Source organism: Nonomuraea typhae (genome assembly GCF_009760925.1).
In the GTDB taxonomy this organism is placed as follows: domain Bacteria; phylum Actinomycetota; class Actinomycetes; order Streptosporangiales; family Streptosporangiaceae; genus Nonomuraea; species Nonomuraea typhae.
On record NZ_VRLV01000008.1, the window covers coordinates 200,804 to 216,559 of the forward strand.

The window sequence follows — 15,756 nt, forward strand, 5'->3', positions numbered from 1 at the left end:
GTCGCCGACGTCCGCCATGACGCGAGGTTAACCGAGAATCCCCCTATTCCCGGGACAGAATGTAATTCTGTAGTCTCCCCAGACATGAGGGGTTTCTACGAGATCGCCACCGCCGACCCCGAACGTCCTGCTTTGCTGGGAGACGACCAGCTCACCTACGGTCACCTGCTGAAGCGGGCCAACCGCTTCTCCCACGGCCTGCGCGCCATGGGCGTGGACAGGGGCGACAGCGTCCTCACCGTGCTGCGCAACGGCCGGGACGCGCTGACCATGATGCTGGCCACCTACCAGATCGGCGCCTACCACGTCCCGGTGAACTGGCATTTCACCGACGACGAGATCGCCTACATCGCCGCCGACTGCGGCGCCGGGGCCGTCTTCCGCGGGCCGATCGGCGGGCGTTTCGACGACCAGCCGGACACCCCGCCCGAGCATCGCAGCGCCGGATCGATGATGCTCTACACCTCCGGCACCACCGGCCGCCCGAAGGGCGTGCGCAGACGGCTCCTCGACCTCTCCCCCGAGGAGCTCTACCCGATCCTCATGCGCAAGAGCTGGCGCCACTTCGGGCTGCCGATGGACGGCGTGCACCTGGTGTGCTCGCAGCTCTACCACTCGGCCCCGTACGGCCAGGCGATGATGGCCCTGCAGTTCGGCCATGCGATCGTGGCCCCGGACCGCTTCGACGCCGAGGACACGCTGCGCCTGATCGAGCGCCACCGGGTGACGAACGCGTTCATGGTGCCGACCATGTTCCACCGGCTGCTGGCCGTACCGGATCGCGAGAGGCACGACCTGTCCTCGCTCACCCACCTCTACCACGGCGCCGCCCCCTGCCCGCGGGCCACCAAGCAGGCGATGATCGACTGGCTGGGACCGGTGCTGTGGGAGTACTACGGCTCCACCGAGGCGGCGGTCGCCACCATGGTCTCCTCCGAGGAGTGGGCCGGGCGTCCGGGCACGGTCGGCCGTCCACTGGACGGGATGTCGTTCACGATCGTGGACGAGGACGGGCACGAGGCCCCGGCCGGAGCCCCCGGCCTGGTGTACATCGGCGGCATCAACCGCTTCGAGTACCACGGCGACCCGGCCAAGACCGCGGCCGCCATGCGCGAGCACGCCTACACCCCCGGCGACATCGGCTACCTGGACGACGACGGCTACCTGTTCCTGCTGGACCGCAGGACCGACCTGATCATCTCCGGCGGCGTGAACATCTACCCCGCGGAGGTCGAGGCGGCGCTCCTGGAGCATCCCGCGGTGGCCGACGTGGCGGTGATCGGCGTGCCGGATCCCGAATGGGGGCACAAGGTCGTGGCCCTGGTGCAGCCAGCCGGGAGCGCGGTGCCGGGCGAGGAGTTGTCCGCCGCGCTCCTGGCCCATTGCGAGCCCCGGCTGGCCCGCCTCAAACACCCACGGGTCATCGAGTATCGGACGTCTCTCCCCAGAACGCCCACAGGCAAGCTGAGCAGGAGCAAGGTAAGAAAGGATTATCTTTCCTCCTGACCTGGGAAGATATCCCCGCATGAGGTTGATCGCGGCAGGTCTCGCCGTCGTTCTGGCCGCCGGGTGCGGCGTCTCCACGCCCACGCGTGAGGGCACCGCTTCACCGACCGCCACGGCCACGCCGGGCACGACGTCAGGCGGTACGGCGGCGCCGGCGAAGGCGGCGTCCACGCAGGAGCTCGAGACCGCCTACGAACAGGTCATCGCCCAGGTGCTGCCGTCCATCGTGCAGATCACCACCAAGGTGGGACTGGGGTCCGGCGTCGTCTTCGACACCGCAGGACACGTGGTGACCAACGCGCACGTCGTCGGCCAGGCCACCGAGATGGAGGTCTCGCTGGCCACCGGGGGCACCTCGCGCAAGGCCAAGCTGGTCTCGTCGTTCCCGGCGGGCGACCTGGCGGTCATCAAGGTGGAGAACCCGGACGGCCTGAAGCCGGCGGTGTTCGGCGACTCCTCCAAACTGCGCGTCGGCCAGCTCGTGCTGGCGATGGGCAACCCGCTGGGCCTGTCGGGCAGCGTCACTCAGGGCATCGTCTCGGCGCTCGGCCGCACGGTCAGCGAACCGCAGAACCCCGGCTCGCCCGGCGCGACCATCTCCGGCGCCGTCCAGACCTCGGCCGCGATCAACCCGGGCAACAGCGGCGGCGCGCTGGTCGACATGGCCGGGCAGGTGATCGGCATCCCGACCCTGGCCGCCACCGACCCCGAGCTCGGCGGCGGCGCGGCGCCCGGCATCGGCTTCGCCATCCCGAGCAACACCGCCTCGGACATCGCCGGGCAGATCGTCAAGCACGGCAAGGTCGTCAACAGCCACCGCGCCGCGCTGGGCCTCCGGGGCCGCACGGTCCTGGGCGAGGACGGCCGCGCCGTCGGCGTGGCGGTGGCCAGCGTGGAGGCCGGGGGCCCGGCCGCGAAGGCGGGCATCAAGTCCGGCGACGTGATCGTCTCGCTCAACGGCAAGCCGACGCCCACGATGTCCGACCTGTCGGAGATCCTCACCACGCTGAAGCCCGGCGACCAGGTGAAGGTCGAGGTGATCCGCCCGGACGGCCAGAGCGAGACCCTGGCCGTCACCTTGGGCGAACTCCAGGCCGACTAAGCGCGGCTGAAGTGGAACGGGCAGTGGGTGCCGCCCGTCCCGATGGTGGTGGTGCGCTCGAAGCGGAAACCGTGCCGGTCGGGGTCGATGCCCTCGATCCAGTTGGCGTCGAAGGCGCACATGACCGGCATCAGCTCCGGCGTCCCGTTGGCCACCATGACGTCGTTGTAGAAGCACCTGTGCACGTCGAGGTGGTAGCGCTGCTCGTCATCGACCGCCCGGTCGAAGACGAACGCCGCCCCGAAGGCGTGTTCCTCGCGGGACTTGCTCATCTCGACCATGGCGCGGAAGGCGTCCGGCGCGTGGTCCAGCATCGCCCTGGTGCCCTCCTTCATGGTGTCGCCGAGCGGTTCGATGAAGGCCGCGCGCACGGCCGCGACGGCCGCGTCCGCGCCGAGCCGCGGCAGGAGGGTTTCGTAGGCGGCCACCAGGGCCAGGGTCATGCGGAGGTTGTGGCGGGCGGCCTCGTCGACGACCATGGCCTGGTTGGCCGCTTCGAGCTCGGCCTGCCGTACGCGCATGGCGCCGGTGAGGTCGCCGGGCAGCGCGGCGTAGAAGGCGTCGAGCAGCAGCGTGGTGTCGCGATCGGGATCGGGGACGTAGTCGCCCTCGGCGAGCCCGAACTGGTCGGTGGACATCGTGGTCCTTTCGGGTACGGCTCCGCGCGCACACGACCGCGATACCGCCTGGCGGCGTACCTGGCCGTGCTCGCGAAAGAGCGAGCAGGCCAGCGCGCTCCACCGACCAACCAGGCGCTGACAAGCTTTACGTGAATATGTCAGCGCAAGTCTGGCACGCGGCTCGCGGCCACGTCCAACCGGGCCGTCAGCGTCCGCCACAACAACGCCGTGGTCACCAGCGACCCGGCCGCCGCCAGCACGATCGTCCAGTTGACCGCCACCACTTCGGCCACCGTCCCGGTCAGCGTCGCGGCCAGCGCCTGCCCGGTCTGCATGCCGCTCCCGGCCAGCCCGAGCGCCTGCCCGCGCAACCGCTCGGGCACCGCATCCAGGTAGCGCTCCTGCGTCCCGAGATGCCCGGCGAAGCCGAACGAGGCCACCGCCACCAGCACCGCCGCCACCCACACCCCCGGCGAGAAGGCGAACATCAGGTACGGCACGGCCAGCAGCACGTACAACGGCACCGCCAGCCGCAGCCGGGAGTCCGGGCTCGTCCACCTGCCCACGACCGCGTCCCCGGCCAGCATCCCCCCGGCCGCCGCCATGAACAGCACCCCCGCGGACGCCCCGGCGAACGGCACGAACAGCGCCTCCGCCCCGACGATCAGCCCGTTCGGCACCCACTGCGCCAGCAGCAGGCCCCGGACCGCCCGATCGCCCAGCAGCGCCCGCGTCCCGCCGCGCGTGCGCCCGCCGGTGGACCGCGGTGCCCTGGCCCGGAGCCCGAACCGGTAGATCCCGCCCACCACCACGGCCATCCCGGCCGCGGCCAGCAGCGCCGCCTTGGGACCGATGGCGGTCAGGAGCAGTCCGGCCACGCCGTACCCGGCGATCTGCATCGCGCCGACGGCCATGTTGAGCACCGAGCGGCCGAGCACGTAGCCGTTGCCCGGCAGCAGGTCGGCCACCAGCGCCAGCCCGGCCGCCCGGACCGGCGATTCGAGGAAGCCGACCACCATGACGACGGCGAGCATCCCCCAGACCGGCAGCGCCCCGGAGGCGATCAGCACCAGCATGGCCGCCCGCACCACCTCCCAGCCCGCCATCACCGGCCTGGGCGGCAGCCGGTCGGCCAGGGAGCCGATCGTCAGCGCGCCCAGCACCTGCGGCAGGAACCCGGCCAGATAGGCGACCGCGGCCAGGAACGGCGAGCCGGTGTGCGCGTACACCAGCGTGGACAGCGCGAGCATCGTCATCGTGCCGCCGGCCACGGCGCCGGTCTGCCCCGCGAACAACACCCGGAACTCGGCAACGGCGAAAACATCCTGATAAGTCCGCATGCGGTGAGGATCACCGCGCGTCCCGCGCCTTGGCTAACCTTTCGGCAGGAGGCGAAAGATGGCGTATCTGGAGTGCACGCCGGAAGACCTGACGAAGACCCGGTTCGCGCTGTCGCCGATGTCGCAGGCCATCGGCGCGCTGGGCGCGCTCGGCGGGCGCGTGGTCCCGGGCATCGCGCAGTGGACGGCGCGGGTGCGCGAGCCGTACCGCCGGTTACGCGCGGCCACCCCCGTCCTGCGCGCGCTCGACGAGCTGATGCAGTTCACCACGTACGTCCCCGACTTCTTCTGCGTGCCGCCCGAGGGGCTGGAGACCACGTTCGAGCAAGAGGTGCGGGCGGTGCGCGCGATCACCGACGAGCGGGCCCTCGCCGACCTGCGTCTCGCCTACGGCGTGCGGCCCATCGATCCCGTGCTCGCCGCCCCGGACGTCGCCGTCCGGGTGGCCGACGCGCTCGCCCTGCTCTGGGACTCCCTCCTGGCCGACGACTGGCCGCGGCTGCGCGCCCTGCTCGAACGCGACGTGATCATGCGCGCGGGACGGCTCAGCGTGTACGGCTGGGCCCGCGTGTTCGCGTGCATGGACCTCGACATGATCAACGACGGCTCGACGATCCGGCTGGGCAGGTGGCCGGGTTCGGTGCATCGGCTGGGCGGCGTCGGGCTGGTGCTCATACCCAACGTGTTCGGGATGACGTGCCTCTATCTCGACCCGCCGCGTTCCTACGGCAGCACCTACCAGGCCCTGGGGGCGGCCGCCCTGTGGGAGTCGCCCGCACCCGCCCCCGCCCTGGCGGAGTTGCTGGGCAGGGGACGCGCCACCGTACTCCAGGCCCTGGACGGGCCCGCCACCACCACGCAGCTCGTCGCGCAACTGTCGATGACGCTCGGCGGGGTCGGCGACCATCTCGGGGTGCTCCGGCGGGCCGGGCTGGTGACCAGGGCTCGGAGCGGCAGATGGGTGCTCTACAGCCGTACGCCCATGGGCGACGCGCTCATCGGGCCGCAGTGAACACGATCTCCACCCGGCGGTTCTTGGCCCGGTTCTTCTCCTGAGGGCGGCCGTCGACCAGGTTCGCCAGCTTGGGGCGGGCTTCGCCGTACCCCTTGACGTCGAAGGCCGTGCCGGTCAGCCCGCCCTGGAGCGCCCGGCGGACCGCTTCGGCGCGGCGGCGGGAGAGGGTCAGGTTGTAGGCGTCCGCGCCCTGGTCGTCGGTGTGGCCCTCGATCGTGACCACGCCTCCGGCGCCCTCCGCCTTGATCTTCGCCGCCACCTCGGTCAGGCGCCGGCCGGCCTTCGCGGTCAGGGTCCACTTGTCCAGGGCGAACAGGACGTCGCTGGTCAGCGCCACGCGTACCTGGTCGCCCTGCTTCGTCTCGCTCTCGGCGCCGTCCAGCGACTCGACCTCCGGGACGATGTCCTCGACCGGGAAGACCAGGTCCTCCACGGGGAGCGTGGCGGCCGGGGGCGGCGTCGGTGACACCGCGATCAGCACCGCGGCCAGGCTAAGAGAGAGGGACATCGTTGAACACTCCGAGGTCGCCCATCTCCACGTTGACCTTGGTGACGTCGGCGGGAGGGGCGCCGTAGACCGCGTACATCTCCATCGCGCCGCCGCCCGCCTTCAGATGCTGGTTGACCCGGCTGCAGACGCAGGCCGCGTTCTCGCCGGTGCCGTTGCGGGCCACCCGGTAGCGCTTGCCGTTGACCGCGTCGATCAGGGCGACCGCGGAGGTGGTGAAGTCCAGGGTGTCGGTGCCCAGGTTGCTGCCGATGTACCAGCTCTCGTCGGCGCTGGTGTTGGTGACCGTCCAGGTCAGGGTGACCGTTTTGCCGGTGCGCTTCAGCTGGGTGATGTCGATGCGCAGGGTGGAGTCGTCGTGCTTGACCTTGCGGCTGACGACGGCCGGGAGCGCGGCCGCCTCGGCGGGCTGCTGCTCGGTGGGTTGTTCCGTCGGCTGGGTCGTCTCCTGCTTGGTCTCGGAGGTGGGGGCGGGGCTGCTCGCCTGCTTCTCCTCGCCGCCCGCGCCCACCTGGGCCGGCAGCATGCCGCAGCCGGCCAGGGCCGGGATCGCCAGCAGGAGGGCGAGCTTGTTGCGCATCGTCATGTCACCTTTCTAGGAGGGCGACATTCAGGATCCGTATAGCCCGCGACGCCGCCGCGCCTCCCGCGCCAGCCTGTCCGCCTCGGCCAGGCCGGGCCGATCGCCGAGCAGGTCAAACTCTCCCATAGCACTCTCAATTACCTCAACAGCCACATCTACCTCATCCAGGTCGAGATGTGCCTCAGCCCTGACAAGCAGCGCCTGCCCCGTCCCCCGCCGATCGCCGAACTCCCGGAACACCTCGGCGGCCTGCGCCGCCACCCGCGCATCCGGACGCCCCTCCGCCCGCGCGATCCTGGCCAGCGCCAGAAGGCTCGCCGCCTCCGGCAGCCGGTCACCGAGCCGCCGATTGATCACCAGGCGCCGCTCGGCGCACTCACGCGCCTCCTTGAGCCGCCCGCCCTCAAGATGCTGTACGGCGAGGCCCAGCAACGCCTCGGCCTCGCCCCGCGGGTCCCCCAGCGCCAGATACCCCGCCAAACTCTCCTCCAGCAGGCGCCGGTCACCGCGCAACGCCCCGAGCGCCCGCAGGGTGTCGGCCCTGCCCCGCTGGTCACCGGCCTCCTCGAACACGGCGAGGCAGCGGGTGAACGCCCGCTCATCCCCCGTGACCAGCCCCAGCCTCAGGGTGACCCGGGCCAGCTCCAGCCCCTGAACCAGCGGCTGCGCGGCCCGCAGCGCCGCGGCGGCCGCCGCGGTGTTCCCCTCCCGCCGGTGAAGATCGGCCAGGCCCCGCAGGAGCAGCGCCTCACCCTGCCGATGCCCGGCCGCCCTGGCCGCGTCGAGCCCGGTGGCGGTCGTCTCGTGCCAGTCGTCGTGATGCGCGCCCAGTTCGTAGAAGGGCGCCAGGTAGAAGGCCAGCCGCCATGCCGCCTCATGCAGTCCTGCCCGGTGGAAGTCGTTCACGCATGCGGACAGGAACCGCCTCTCGGACCGCAGCCAGCCCGCTGACTCCCGCAGCATGATGGTCGCCGGCATCTGCTCCTCGGTCCGCGCCACGGTCCGCCCGGAACCCGGCTCCGCGGGCAACAGCAACCGCCTGGCCCGCCTGGCCCGATCGAGCACCTCCCCGGCCACGTCCCGCAGCACCTCGCCGGCGGCCGGGAGGGGTTCCTCCGTGGTCAGGCATTCTGCCGCGTAGATGCGGGTGAGGTCGTGCCAGCCGTACCGTTCCTGTCCTGACTCGTCCAGGCCGCGCGACTGCAGCAACCCCGCCTCGGCCAGGCCCTCCAGGTCGCCGAACACCCACGCGGCGAAGTCGGGGGCGGACAGGACGCCCAGGCGGCGGAACAGGGCGCGTTCCCGATCGGCCAGGCCGTCATAGCCGAGGGCCAGGCTGCCGCGGACGGCCAGGTCGCCGGCGGCCAGCTCGTCCAGCCGGCGCCGTTCGTCACTCAGGCGCCCGGCCAGATGCGCGAGGGTCCAGCCGGGTTTCCTGGCCAGGCGGGATCCGGCCACGCGCAGGGCGAGCGGGAGGTGCCCGCACAGGTGGGCGATGCGGGCCGCCGCTTCGGGCTCGGCGGCCAGGCGGCCGGGGCCGGCCATCTCGGCCAGCAGGTCCACGGCCTCCTGAGGGTTCAGGACGCCCAGTTCGAACGCGCGGGACGCCTCCAGGCCCGACAGCGGCGAACGACTGGTGATCAGCGTCATGCTGCCCGCGCCGGTGGGGAGCAGAGGGCGTACCCGCGCCTCGTCCACGGCGTCGTCCAGGACCACGAGCAGCCTTCTGGAGGCGGTCATGCTCCGGTAGAGCCGTACGCGCTCCGCCATCGCCGCCGGGACCGCGCCCTCCGGGCAGCCGAGCGAGCGCAGCAGGTCCTCCAGCACGGCTCCGGGAGCCCGCTCGCGCAGGGTCGCGAACAACACCCCGCCGGGAAACCCACCGGCCGCGAGGGCCGCCGCGTGTACGGCCACCGCCGTCTTCCCCGACCCGGGCGCCCCATGCAGCACCAGGTGAACGGGCGCCCCCGAAGGCGGCGGCGTGGCGTCACGAATCCACCGCAGGACCGCGGCCCGCCCCGTGAAATCCGAAATATCCGGCGGCACCTCATACGGCGGCGCCACCGTCTCCTCCCCCTGGAGAACCTTGGCGTGCGCCTCCCGCAGTTCCGCCCCCGGCTCCAGGCCGAGCTCGTCCACCAGCACCCGGCGAGCATCCTGGTAGGCGGCGAGCGCGTCCGACCGCCGCCCCGCCAGCCGCAGAGCCGTGATCAGCTGAGCCCAGGCCCGCTCCCGCAGCGGGTAGGCCCCCACCAAGGCCCGCAACTCGCCGACGACCTCGCCGCCGCGCCCCAGCTGAAGGTCCAGCTCAACCCGTTCCTCGAGCGCGCTCAGCCGCAGCTCCTCCAGAGGTACGGCATGCGAACGCCGCAGGTGAGCCGAGTCCACGTCGGCCAGCGCGACCGTCCCGCGCCACAGCCCGAGGGCCGCCCGCAACGCGTCGGCCGCCTGGGACAGATTCCCGGCCCCTCTGGCCCGCCGCCCCCGCTCGACAAGCTGCTCGAACCGATACCAATCCACCCGCTCCGGCTCCACCTCCAGCAGATAGCCGCCGGGAACCGTCCGGATCCCCTCCACCAGCTTCCGCAACGCACTGATGTACACCCGCAACACCGGCTCCGCCGACACCGGCGGATCGTCGTCCCAGACCACGGCCATGAGCCGCGCCAGCGGCACCGTCCGCCCGGGTGACAGCAGCAGAGCGGCCAGCACAGCCCGATGCTTGGCCGCCCCCGGCACCACCCCACCCGGCCCCACCAACGGCCCCAACACCCCAAGCGCCCCAGAAACGCCAGGCGGCCGGGAGGGGAAGGGTGGGTTGGGGTTCACTGGTGACCCGGACGGGGCGGGCGGCTTGGCGTTCACGGGTGGCTCGGACCGAGTGGGCGGGTTGGGGTTCACGGGTGGCTCGGATCCAGGGTGAAGGTGGCGAAGCGTACGCGCAGGTCCCCGTTGCCGGCGGGCGCCGCGTGCACGCCGGCGTTGTCCGCCCGGTAGGGCCGGTCGGTGTCGACGGCCTCGCCGATCTTGCGGCCGTTGACCCACAGGGCCAGCGCCACCCGGTCGGCGTCACCGGCGCACCGAGCCACGATGCGGGTCTCGGCCCCGGTCTTCACCTGCGCCGGGCCGTACAGGATGGTGGGCTGCCCGCCCGCGCGCCGTTTGACGATCGTGGCCTGCCCGCCCGCGTTGACGGAGAACTCGTACCGGTCGCCCGCGTCCGGGGTGCCGTGACACCACACGCCGTACTCGCCCGTGCCCTCCTCGATCTTGGCCCGCGCGCTGACCGTCGCCCCCTCCCCCGGCTCGCTCCTGGGCGCGGACTTCCACAGCCGCCACCCCGGCTTGGCGGTGAGCACGTACCCGGTGCCGTCCACCCGCGACTCACCGCCCTGCGTGGCGCCGACCGCCCACGCCTGCCCGAACTCCGCCCGATACGGCCACTTCTCACCGATCAATGCAGGTACGGCTACCGCCGCTCCTGCCACGGCGAGCACCACGGCGACCCCGGCCACCCACGGCCACCGCCTGCGACGACCACCGCCGGAAACGACCGGCACCCCGGCGGCGCCCGAAGGCGGGCGGCCCGCCGTACCGGACCCGTCGCCTCCCACGGGGACGGTCCAGGTGCGCTCCACCACCTCGCTGGCCGCCGCCGGAGCCGCCTGCCGCGTCCCGACGAGCGCGTCGAGCAACTGCTGAGCGCTGGGCCGCCGGGCGGGGTCCTTGGCCATCGCCCATTCCACGAGCCCACGCAGGCGTTCGTCCAGCCCGTCCAGGTTCGGCCCGTCGTTGACGATCCGGTACAGCACCTCGTGCGGCACCCCGCCCCCGAACGGCAGCCGCCCGGTCCCGGCGAAGGCGATCACCCCGCCCCAGGAGAAGACGTCCATGAGGGGGGTGACCGGCTCCCCCCGCACCTGCTCGGGCGCCATGAACGCCGGGGTGCCGAGGATGGCCTGGCTGACCACGCTCTGGGAGTCCACCAGCTGGGCGATGCCGAAGTCGATCACCCGCGGCCCCAGCGGGGACAGCAGCACGTTGCCCGGCTTGAGGTCGCGGTGCACGACTCCGGCCCCGTGGATGGAGCTCAGCGCCGTGGCGATGCCCACGGCCAGCGCCTCCAGGTTCGAGCCGCCGAACGCCCCCTGCTCGCGTACGGCGGCGGCGAGGTCGGGGCCTTTCACGTATTCGGTCACCAGGTAGGCGGTCTCGCCGTCGAAGCCCGCGTCGATCAGGGGCGCGGTGCAGAACCGGGCCACCCGGCGGGCCGCCGCCACCTCCCGGCCGAAGCGGCGCCGGAAGGCCGGGTCCCTGGCGAGCTGGGGGTGGATGACCTTGACCGCGGCCAGTTCTCCGGTGGGGCCGGTGGCCAGGTGCACCTCGCCCATGCCGCCCCGGCCGAGCACGCGCCGCAGCGTGTACCCGCCGATCACCCGTTCCGTACCGTTCATCGCAGGAGACAGGTTAGCCAGATCCCGAAATTTCCGGACCCCCGCCGCCCCTCGCCTTCACCCAGGTAATGAACTTACCTAAAAGTGCATACTTCTCCACATTGCACAGACTTTCTATTATCAACACATGACAAATCACGATATAACGATAAAAGTCGAGCTATTCTCGGACATGGTCTGCCCGTTCTGTCACATCGGGAAAACCCTCCTCGACCAGGCCCTCGACCAGTTCGACCAGCGCGACCAGGTAGAAGTCGTCTACCGGAGCATCCAGCTCGACCCCTCCGCAGCACGCGTCGCCGGAGAAACCCTCCCCGAGCGGGAAATGCGCTTTCACGGCCTGTCCCGCGCGGCGGTCAGCCGGCGCCTCGGCACGGTCACCGCCATGGCCGAGGCGGCCGGCCTCGCCTACGACCTGGACCGCGCGCTGCCGGTGCACACGTTCGACGCGCACCGGCTGACGCACTTCGCCGCCGAGTACGGCAAGGCCGGGGAGTTGTCCGGGCGCCTGCTCCAGGCATATACCTCGGAGGGCCGCTCGCTCGCCGACCACGACACCCTGGCCGAGCTGGCCGCCGAGACCGGCCTGGACGCCGAGGAGGCCAGGGCGGTGCTGGCCTCCGACCGATACGCCGACGCCGTCCGCGCGGACATGGACCGTGCGGCACGGCTCGGCGTCAGCGGCGTGCCCACGCTGGTGATCGACGGGTATCAGGGGATCCCGGCGATCGAGTCCCCCGCGGTGCTCGTCGAGGTGTTCAGGAAGGCCCTGGCCCGGGCGGGCGAGCGTGCCGGCGCTGAGCTTCGGTGATGTCCGCGGTGTGCGCCACGATCCAGTCGAGCAGCGACTGCAGGTGTCCGCCGAGCCCCTGGCCGAGCTCCGTCAGCGCGTAGCTGACCTTGGGCGGCGAGGTGGGCACGACCGTGCGCTCGACGAGGCCGTCGGCGGCCAGCACGCGCAGGTTCTGGATGAGGATCTTGTCGCTGATCCCGTCGACGCGGTTGCGCAGCTCGTAGAAGCGCAGCGGGCCCGGGCTCAGGGTCGAGAGGATCAGCACGCCCCAGCGGCCGGTGACGTGATCGAGGATGGCCCGTCCCGGGCAATCCTTGTCGAATTCCTTCCCGATCGGGTGAGACATACCCTGAGCCTACCGAAAGATAGGAGCTTCCCATCAGTAAGTAAGTGGTCGCATCATCGCCACCTGTCTGCTTTCATGACCAGATGGCGTTGGACGTCGAAAGCCGCCCTTCTGGCTCGCCGTACATAGAAAGGGTGTGGCGCAGCCGCAGCACGGACGTCGACCAGATGCTGTCCATCGCGGCGGCCACCTGGGACCTGGTCTTCTGGGAACACCGCGGCCAGGTCAGCGCCGCGATCCAGGGCCCGGAACCGTGGGCCCGCCCGGCGCCCGTCCCCGAGGAGGCCACGTTCTTCGGGATCACGTTCTCCCCGGGCACCTCGATGCCGCACGTCCCGTTCACCGGGCTCGTGGACGGCGCGGCCGAGATCCCCGGCGTCACCCGCAGGTCGTTCTGGCTGAAGGGCTCCGCCTGGCGCGTGCCCGACTACGGCAACGCCGAGGCGTTCGCCGGGCGGCTGGTACGCGAGGGCGTCCTGGAACGCGACCCGGTCGTGGCCCGCGTGCTGCGCGGCGAGCCCGCGGGACTGTCGGCACGGACCGTCCAGCGCCGCTTCCTGGGGGCCACCGGGCTCACCCGCGACGCCATCCGGCAGATCGACCGCGCCAGGCGCGCCGCGATCCTGCTCCAGGAGGGCGTGGCCGTCCCCGACGTGGTGCACCGGCTCGGCTACTTCGACCAGCCGCACCTGGCCCGCGCGTTGTCGCGCTACATCGGTCGTACGGCGAGGCAGCTGCGTGACCCCGACCAGCCGGAGCCGCTGTCGCTTCTGTACAAGACCTGAGGGGCGCCGGGCATTAGCCTCCTCGGGCGACCTCACCCGCAAAGGAGCATCATGGGAAAGATCATCTCGTACTTCTTCATCTCGCTGGACGGCGTGGTCGAGTCGCCGGACAAATGGCACTTCCCCTACTGGAACGACGAGATGGGCGGCGCGGTCGAGGCCGGGATGCAGCAGGCGGCCGGCCTGCTGATGGGCCGCAAGCTCTACGAGGAGTGGTCGGCGTACTGGACGTCGCCGGAGGCGGACCAGGAGATCGCCGGCTTCTTCAACGACCGCCCCAAGTACGTCGTGTCGAACACCCTGGAGAAGGCCGATTGGGCCAACACGACCATCGTCCCGCGCGACGCCGCCGCGGTGCGGGCGCTCAAGGAGGAGGTCTCCGGCAACCTGCAGCTGTCCGGCTCGGCGACGACCGTGCGCTGGCTCCTGGCCAACGGGCTGCTGGACGAGCTGAGCCTGCTCGTCCACCCGATCGCGGTCGGCAGCGGGCAGCGGTTGTTCGAGGACACCCCGACCTACCCGCTGAAGCTGGTCAAGTCCGAGATCTTCCAGACCGGGGTGCTCAACCTGTCATACATCCCCGAGGACATCGGCTCACATTAACCGCCCGTTTCTCAATTATTTCTAGATGGGCCGGGTCGCCGCGAAATCAAGGTTTACTTCACCCATGGCGCATGCAATTATCAACGCCCATGGCGCACATCATCACCGAGCTTCTCGACGACACGGAGATATCGCATTACCTGGACGGCGTGGTGGACTCCGCCGCGATACGGACCGTCCATGAACTCGTGCCCGACGCCGGCGGCTGGATAGGAACCAAGGACAACGCCATCGCGATCGAAGAGGGCATGAGTGAGCGGTGCCTGCTCAAATACGAGCTCTGGAACGCGCACCCGCCACTGCTGCGCTCATGGGACCGGACCTGGGACGGAAGCCTGCGCCTGACCTCGGGGAAGGTGTTCGCGGTGAGCGGCTACTCCGGCGAGGAATTCTACGGCCAGGAATTCAATCTCGGCCGCCGCGACAGCATATGGAATCTCCGGGTCTACCGCAAAGCACTCGGGCACGAGGAATTCACGCCGCAGCTCATCAGCTTCACGTTGCTGAAACTGCAGTTCTGGCCGGGCCGGCAGACGACCTGAGCGTATGAATCATGCGGGTACGGCGGGGCGGCGCCGTAGCCAGAAGACGACGGGCGGGCGCCACAGCCGATCGCCATCCCCGCAGCCGGGTGCTCGGACCCCGGCTCCAGCGCCACGAGGGGATGCCGGCGGCCGGGTACGCCACGTACGCCGGCGGCACCGACCTACGGACCGGGCCTCGCCCTTGCCGGCAGGCTGTCCTAATGGTGTGAAGATCCTGACCCAAGGCGGCAATCACTTGAGCTCAGCGTTACTGATCCACTACTGTCAGTAATCGTTGTCGTCCGCCACAGGAGGTTCCATGTCCCGCACGACACGACTGCTCACCGTCACCGCCCTCACCGCAAGCGGCCTGCTCCTGGCCACCGCGCCCGGCGCCAACGCCGCCGTCGACCCCGCCACCCTCATCTGCGTCGCGGAAACGGCCGCCGACGTCACGGGGCTGATCGACCCCGCCAGCCCCGCCGTACCCGCTGAAGTACCCGCGCTCCACTGCCTCCAGCCCTGACCTCAGCCAAGCGGCGCGGCCAGCCGCGCCGCCCCCACCCCCCGGCAGGCGCCCCCCACGGAGGAGTTCCCTTGACCATCCGAGCCTTCGCCACCCTCGCCATGCTCGCCACCGCCCTCCTCATCGCCGGCAACGATCCGGCCAGCGTCAATGTGCAGGCCATCGTCGACAGGGTGAATCTGTACGTACTGACCTCCTGACATGCAACCGCTGCCGTCCATAGCCCGGCTGCCGCAGCCGCACAGCGCGCTGCGGCGCCTCGGGTACCTCATGTTCCTCAGCCGCTGGATCCAGGCGCCGCTCTACCTCGGACTCATCGTCGCCCAGGTGGTCTACGTCTGGCGTTTCATGGCCGAACTCCTGCACCTCGTCGTCCTCGGCTTCGGTGGCAGGCCCGCCGAAACCACCGTGATGCTGATCGTGCTCGGCCTGGTGGACGTGGTGATGATCTCCAACTTGCTGATCATGGTGATCGTGGGCGGCTACGAGACCTTCGTCTCGCGGCTGCGCATCGAGGGCCACCCCGACCAGCCCCAGTGGCTCTCCCACGTGAACGCCAACGTGCTCAAGGTCAAACTGGCCATGGCGATCATCGGCATCTCCTCCATCCACCTCCTCCAGATCTTCATCAACGCGGCCAAGCCCGCCATCACCGACAGAGAGCTTCTATGGAAAACGCTCATCCATTTGACCTTCATCCTCTCCGCGGTCGCGCTCGCCGTGATCGACCGCATCATGGACGGCCCCCGTCCCGCCAGCCGCCCCGCCAACCAGGCACCTGGCACCAACGAGGCGCCCCGCAAGCAGATCGCCGCCTGACCGCCGCACTGGCCGCCCTGGCGTCGGGACTCCTCGGCGGAGCGCTCCTGGCACCGCCCGCCCACGCGAACACCGCCCCCAGCCTCATCGGCGACGTGATCGTCTTCAACGACGAGATCGTCGAACCCGTCTCCGTCCCGGTGAGCACGTGCGGCGGCCCCATGGTCCTCTTCAGCGCCTCGGCCACCGACTGCGCCGGCGCCTCACGCGTCTCCGACGACGACGCCTGACC

General features: G+C 70.9%; 18 protein-coding genes. 11 read left to right on the top strand and 7 right to left on the bottom strand.

The genetic code is table 11. The annotated features are described in order from the left end of the window. Positions 1-84 precede the first annotated feature (84 nt). Both FVE25_RS29625 and FVE25_RS29630 read left to right on the top strand, forming a co-directional pair. Positions 85-1,506: an AMP-binding protein gene (locus tag FVE25_RS29625; RefSeq protein ID WP_157250377.1), complete on the top strand. Its 1,422-nt coding sequence runs from the start codon at positions 85-87 to the stop codon at positions 1,504-1,506. 19 nt (positions 1,507-1,525) lie between these two features. Further along, a complete protein-coding gene (locus tag FVE25_RS29630; RefSeq protein WP_157250378.1) occupies positions 1,526-2,608 on the top strand; it encodes a S1C family serine protease in 1,083 nt (360 codons plus the stop codon). Here FVE25_RS29630 and FVE25_RS29635 read toward each other — a convergent pair. Beyond that, positions 2,605-3,246: an L-2-amino-thiazoline-4-carboxylic acid hydrolase gene (locus FVE25_RS29635; protein ID WP_157250379.1), complete on the bottom strand. Its 642-nt coding sequence runs from the start codon at positions 3,244-3,246 to the stop codon at positions 2,605-2,607. The two genes, FVE25_RS29630 and FVE25_RS29635, sit on opposite strands and share 4 nt — an antisense overlap. Positions 3,247-3,386: 140 nt before the next feature. Continuing rightward, a complete protein-coding gene (locus tag FVE25_RS29640; protein WP_157250380.1) occupies positions 3,387-4,568 on the bottom strand; it encodes an MFS transporter in 1,182 nt (393 codons plus the stop codon). 58 nt (positions 4,569-4,626) lie between these two features. Between FVE25_RS29640 and FVE25_RS29645 the strand changes: the two genes are divergently transcribed. After that, positions 4,627-5,580, top strand: a complete 954-nt coding sequence (locus FVE25_RS29645; RefSeq protein ID WP_157250381.1) for an ArsR/SmtB family transcription factor — start codon at positions 4,627-4,629, stop codon at positions 5,578-5,580. Here FVE25_RS29645 and FVE25_RS29650 read toward each other — a convergent pair. The 4 genes from FVE25_RS29650 to FVE25_RS29665 form a co-directional block, all read right to left on the bottom strand. Further along, positions 5,564-6,091: an OmpA family protein gene (locus FVE25_RS29650; protein ID WP_157250382.1), complete on the bottom strand. Its 528-nt coding sequence runs from the start codon at positions 6,089-6,091 to the stop codon at positions 5,564-5,566. The genes FVE25_RS29645 and FVE25_RS29650 overlap by 17 nt on opposite strands. After that, positions 6,075-6,677, bottom strand: coding sequence for a hypothetical protein (locus FVE25_RS29655; RefSeq protein ID WP_157250383.1), 603 nt, complete (start codon positions 6,675-6,677; stop codon positions 6,075-6,077). Before FVE25_RS29655 ends, FVE25_RS29650 begins: the two co-directional genes overlap by 17 nt. A 24-nt stretch (positions 6,678-6,701) precedes the next feature. Then, the gene (locus FVE25_RS29660) at positions 6,702-9,503 is read right to left on the bottom strand and encodes an AfsR/SARP family transcriptional regulator (protein ID WP_157250384.1); all 2,802 of its coding nucleotides are present in this window, start codon (positions 9,501-9,503) and stop codon (positions 6,702-6,704) included. A gap of 68 nt (positions 9,504-9,571) precedes the next feature. Continuing rightward, a complete protein-coding gene (locus FVE25_RS29665; RefSeq protein ID WP_157250385.1) occupies positions 9,572-11,128 on the bottom strand; it encodes a serine/threonine protein kinase in 1,557 nt (518 codons plus the stop codon). 127 nt (positions 11,129-11,255) lie between these two features. Between FVE25_RS29665 and FVE25_RS29670 the strand changes: the two genes are divergently transcribed. Continuing rightward, positions 11,256-11,939: a DsbA family oxidoreductase gene (locus FVE25_RS29670; RefSeq protein WP_157250386.1), complete on the top strand. Its 684-nt coding sequence runs from the start codon at positions 11,256-11,258 to the stop codon at positions 11,937-11,939. On the opposite strand, the gene FVE25_RS29675 is transcribed toward FVE25_RS29670, so the two are convergent. Then, positions 11,887-12,267, bottom strand: coding sequence for a winged helix-turn-helix transcriptional regulator (locus FVE25_RS29675; RefSeq protein ID WP_157250387.1), 381 nt, complete (start codon positions 12,265-12,267; stop codon positions 11,887-11,889). The two genes, FVE25_RS29670 and FVE25_RS29675, sit on opposite strands and share 53 nt — an antisense overlap. Positions 12,268-12,350: 83 nt before the next feature. Here FVE25_RS29675 and FVE25_RS29680 point away from each other — a divergent pair, with 83 nt between their 5' ends. From FVE25_RS29680 to FVE25_RS56455, 7 genes are all read left to right on the top strand, one after another. After that, positions 12,351-13,052 carry a helix-turn-helix domain-containing protein gene (locus FVE25_RS29680; RefSeq protein ID WP_157250388.1) on the top strand — a complete coding sequence of 234 codons (702 nt, stop codon included), beginning with the start codon at positions 12,351-12,353 and terminating at the stop codon, positions 13,050-13,052. A gap of 51 nt (positions 13,053-13,103) precedes the next feature. Beyond that, entirely contained in the window at positions 13,104-13,655 is a 552-nt protein-coding gene (locus tag FVE25_RS29685; protein WP_157250389.1) for a dihydrofolate reductase family protein, read from the top strand. Between the two features lie 89 nt (positions 13,656-13,744). Then, entirely contained in the window at positions 13,745-14,197 is a 453-nt protein-coding gene (locus tag FVE25_RS29690; protein ID WP_157250390.1) for a hypothetical protein, read from the top strand. Between the two features lie 301 nt (positions 14,198-14,498). Beyond that, positions 14,499-14,705 carry a hypothetical protein gene (locus FVE25_RS29695; protein WP_157250391.1) on the top strand — a complete coding sequence of 69 codons (207 nt, stop codon included), beginning with the start codon at positions 14,499-14,501 and terminating at the stop codon, positions 14,703-14,705. Between the two features lie 71 nt (positions 14,706-14,776). Continuing rightward, complete coding sequence (locus tag FVE25_RS56450) at positions 14,777-14,905, top strand: hypothetical protein (protein WP_281367910.1); 129 nt, start codon at positions 14,777-14,779, stop codon at positions 14,903-14,905. A gap of 1 nt (position 14,906) precedes the next feature. After that, positions 14,907-15,524, top strand: a complete 618-nt coding sequence (locus tag FVE25_RS29700) for a TIGR00645 family protein (RefSeq protein ID WP_157250392.1) — start codon at positions 14,907-14,909, stop codon at positions 15,522-15,524. 95 nt (positions 15,525-15,619) lie between these two features. Further along, the gene (locus FVE25_RS56455; protein WP_281367911.1) at positions 15,620-15,754 is read left to right on the top strand and encodes a hypothetical protein; all 135 of its coding nucleotides are present in this window, start codon (positions 15,620-15,622) and stop codon (positions 15,752-15,754) included. Positions 15,755-15,756: the final 2 nt, after the last annotated feature.

Bases quoted from the DNA above. Each gene is read 5' to 3' on its own strand.
- FVE25_RS29625 (WP_157250377.1), top strand. From the start codon at position 85: ATGAGGGGTTTCTACGAGATCGCCACCGCCGACCCCGAACGTCCTGCT.
- FVE25_RS29630 (WP_157250378.1), top strand. From the start codon at position 1,526: ATGAGGTTGATCGCGGCAGGTCTCGCCGTCGTTCTGGCCGCCGGGTGC.
- FVE25_RS29635 (WP_157250379.1), bottom strand. From the start codon at position 3,246: ATGTCCACCGACCAGTTCGGGCTCGCCGAGGGCGACTACGTCCCCGAT.
- FVE25_RS29640 (WP_157250380.1), bottom strand. From the start codon at position 4,568: ATGCGGACTTATCAGGATGTTTTCGCCGTTGCCGAGTTCCGGGTGTTG.
- FVE25_RS29645 (WP_157250381.1), top strand. From the start codon at position 4,627: ATGGCGTATCTGGAGTGCACGCCGGAAGACCTGACGAAGACCCGGTTC.
- FVE25_RS29650 (WP_157250382.1), bottom strand. From the start codon at position 6,091: ATGTCCCTCTCTCTTAGCCTGGCCGCGGTGCTGATCGCGGTGTCACCG.
- FVE25_RS29655 (WP_157250383.1), bottom strand. From the start codon at position 6,677: ATGACGATGCGCAACAAGCTCGCCCTCCTGCTGGCGATCCCGGCCCTG.
- FVE25_RS29665 (WP_157250385.1), bottom strand. From the start codon at position 11,128: ATGAACGGTACGGAACGGGTGATCGGCGGGTACACGCTGCGGCGCGTG.
- FVE25_RS29670 (WP_157250386.1), top strand. From the start codon at position 11,256: ATGACAAATCACGATATAACGATAAAAGTCGAGCTATTCTCGGACATG.
- FVE25_RS29675 (WP_157250387.1), bottom strand. From the start codon at position 12,267: ATGTCTCACCCGATCGGGAAGGAATTCGACAAGGATTGCCCGGGACGG.
- FVE25_RS29680 (WP_157250388.1), top strand. From the start codon at position 12,351: ATGGCGTTGGACGTCGAAAGCCGCCCTTCTGGCTCGCCGTACATAGAA.
- FVE25_RS29685 (WP_157250389.1), top strand. From the start codon at position 13,104: ATGGGAAAGATCATCTCGTACTTCTTCATCTCGCTGGACGGCGTGGTC.
- FVE25_RS29690 (WP_157250390.1), top strand. From the start codon at position 13,745: ATGGCGCACATCATCACCGAGCTTCTCGACGACACGGAGATATCGCAT.
- FVE25_RS29695 (WP_157250391.1), top strand. From the start codon at position 14,499: ATGTCCCGCACGACACGACTGCTCACCGTCACCGCCCTCACCGCAAGC.
- FVE25_RS29700 (WP_157250392.1), top strand. From the start codon at position 14,907: ATGCAACCGCTGCCGTCCATAGCCCGGCTGCCGCAGCCGCACAGCGCG.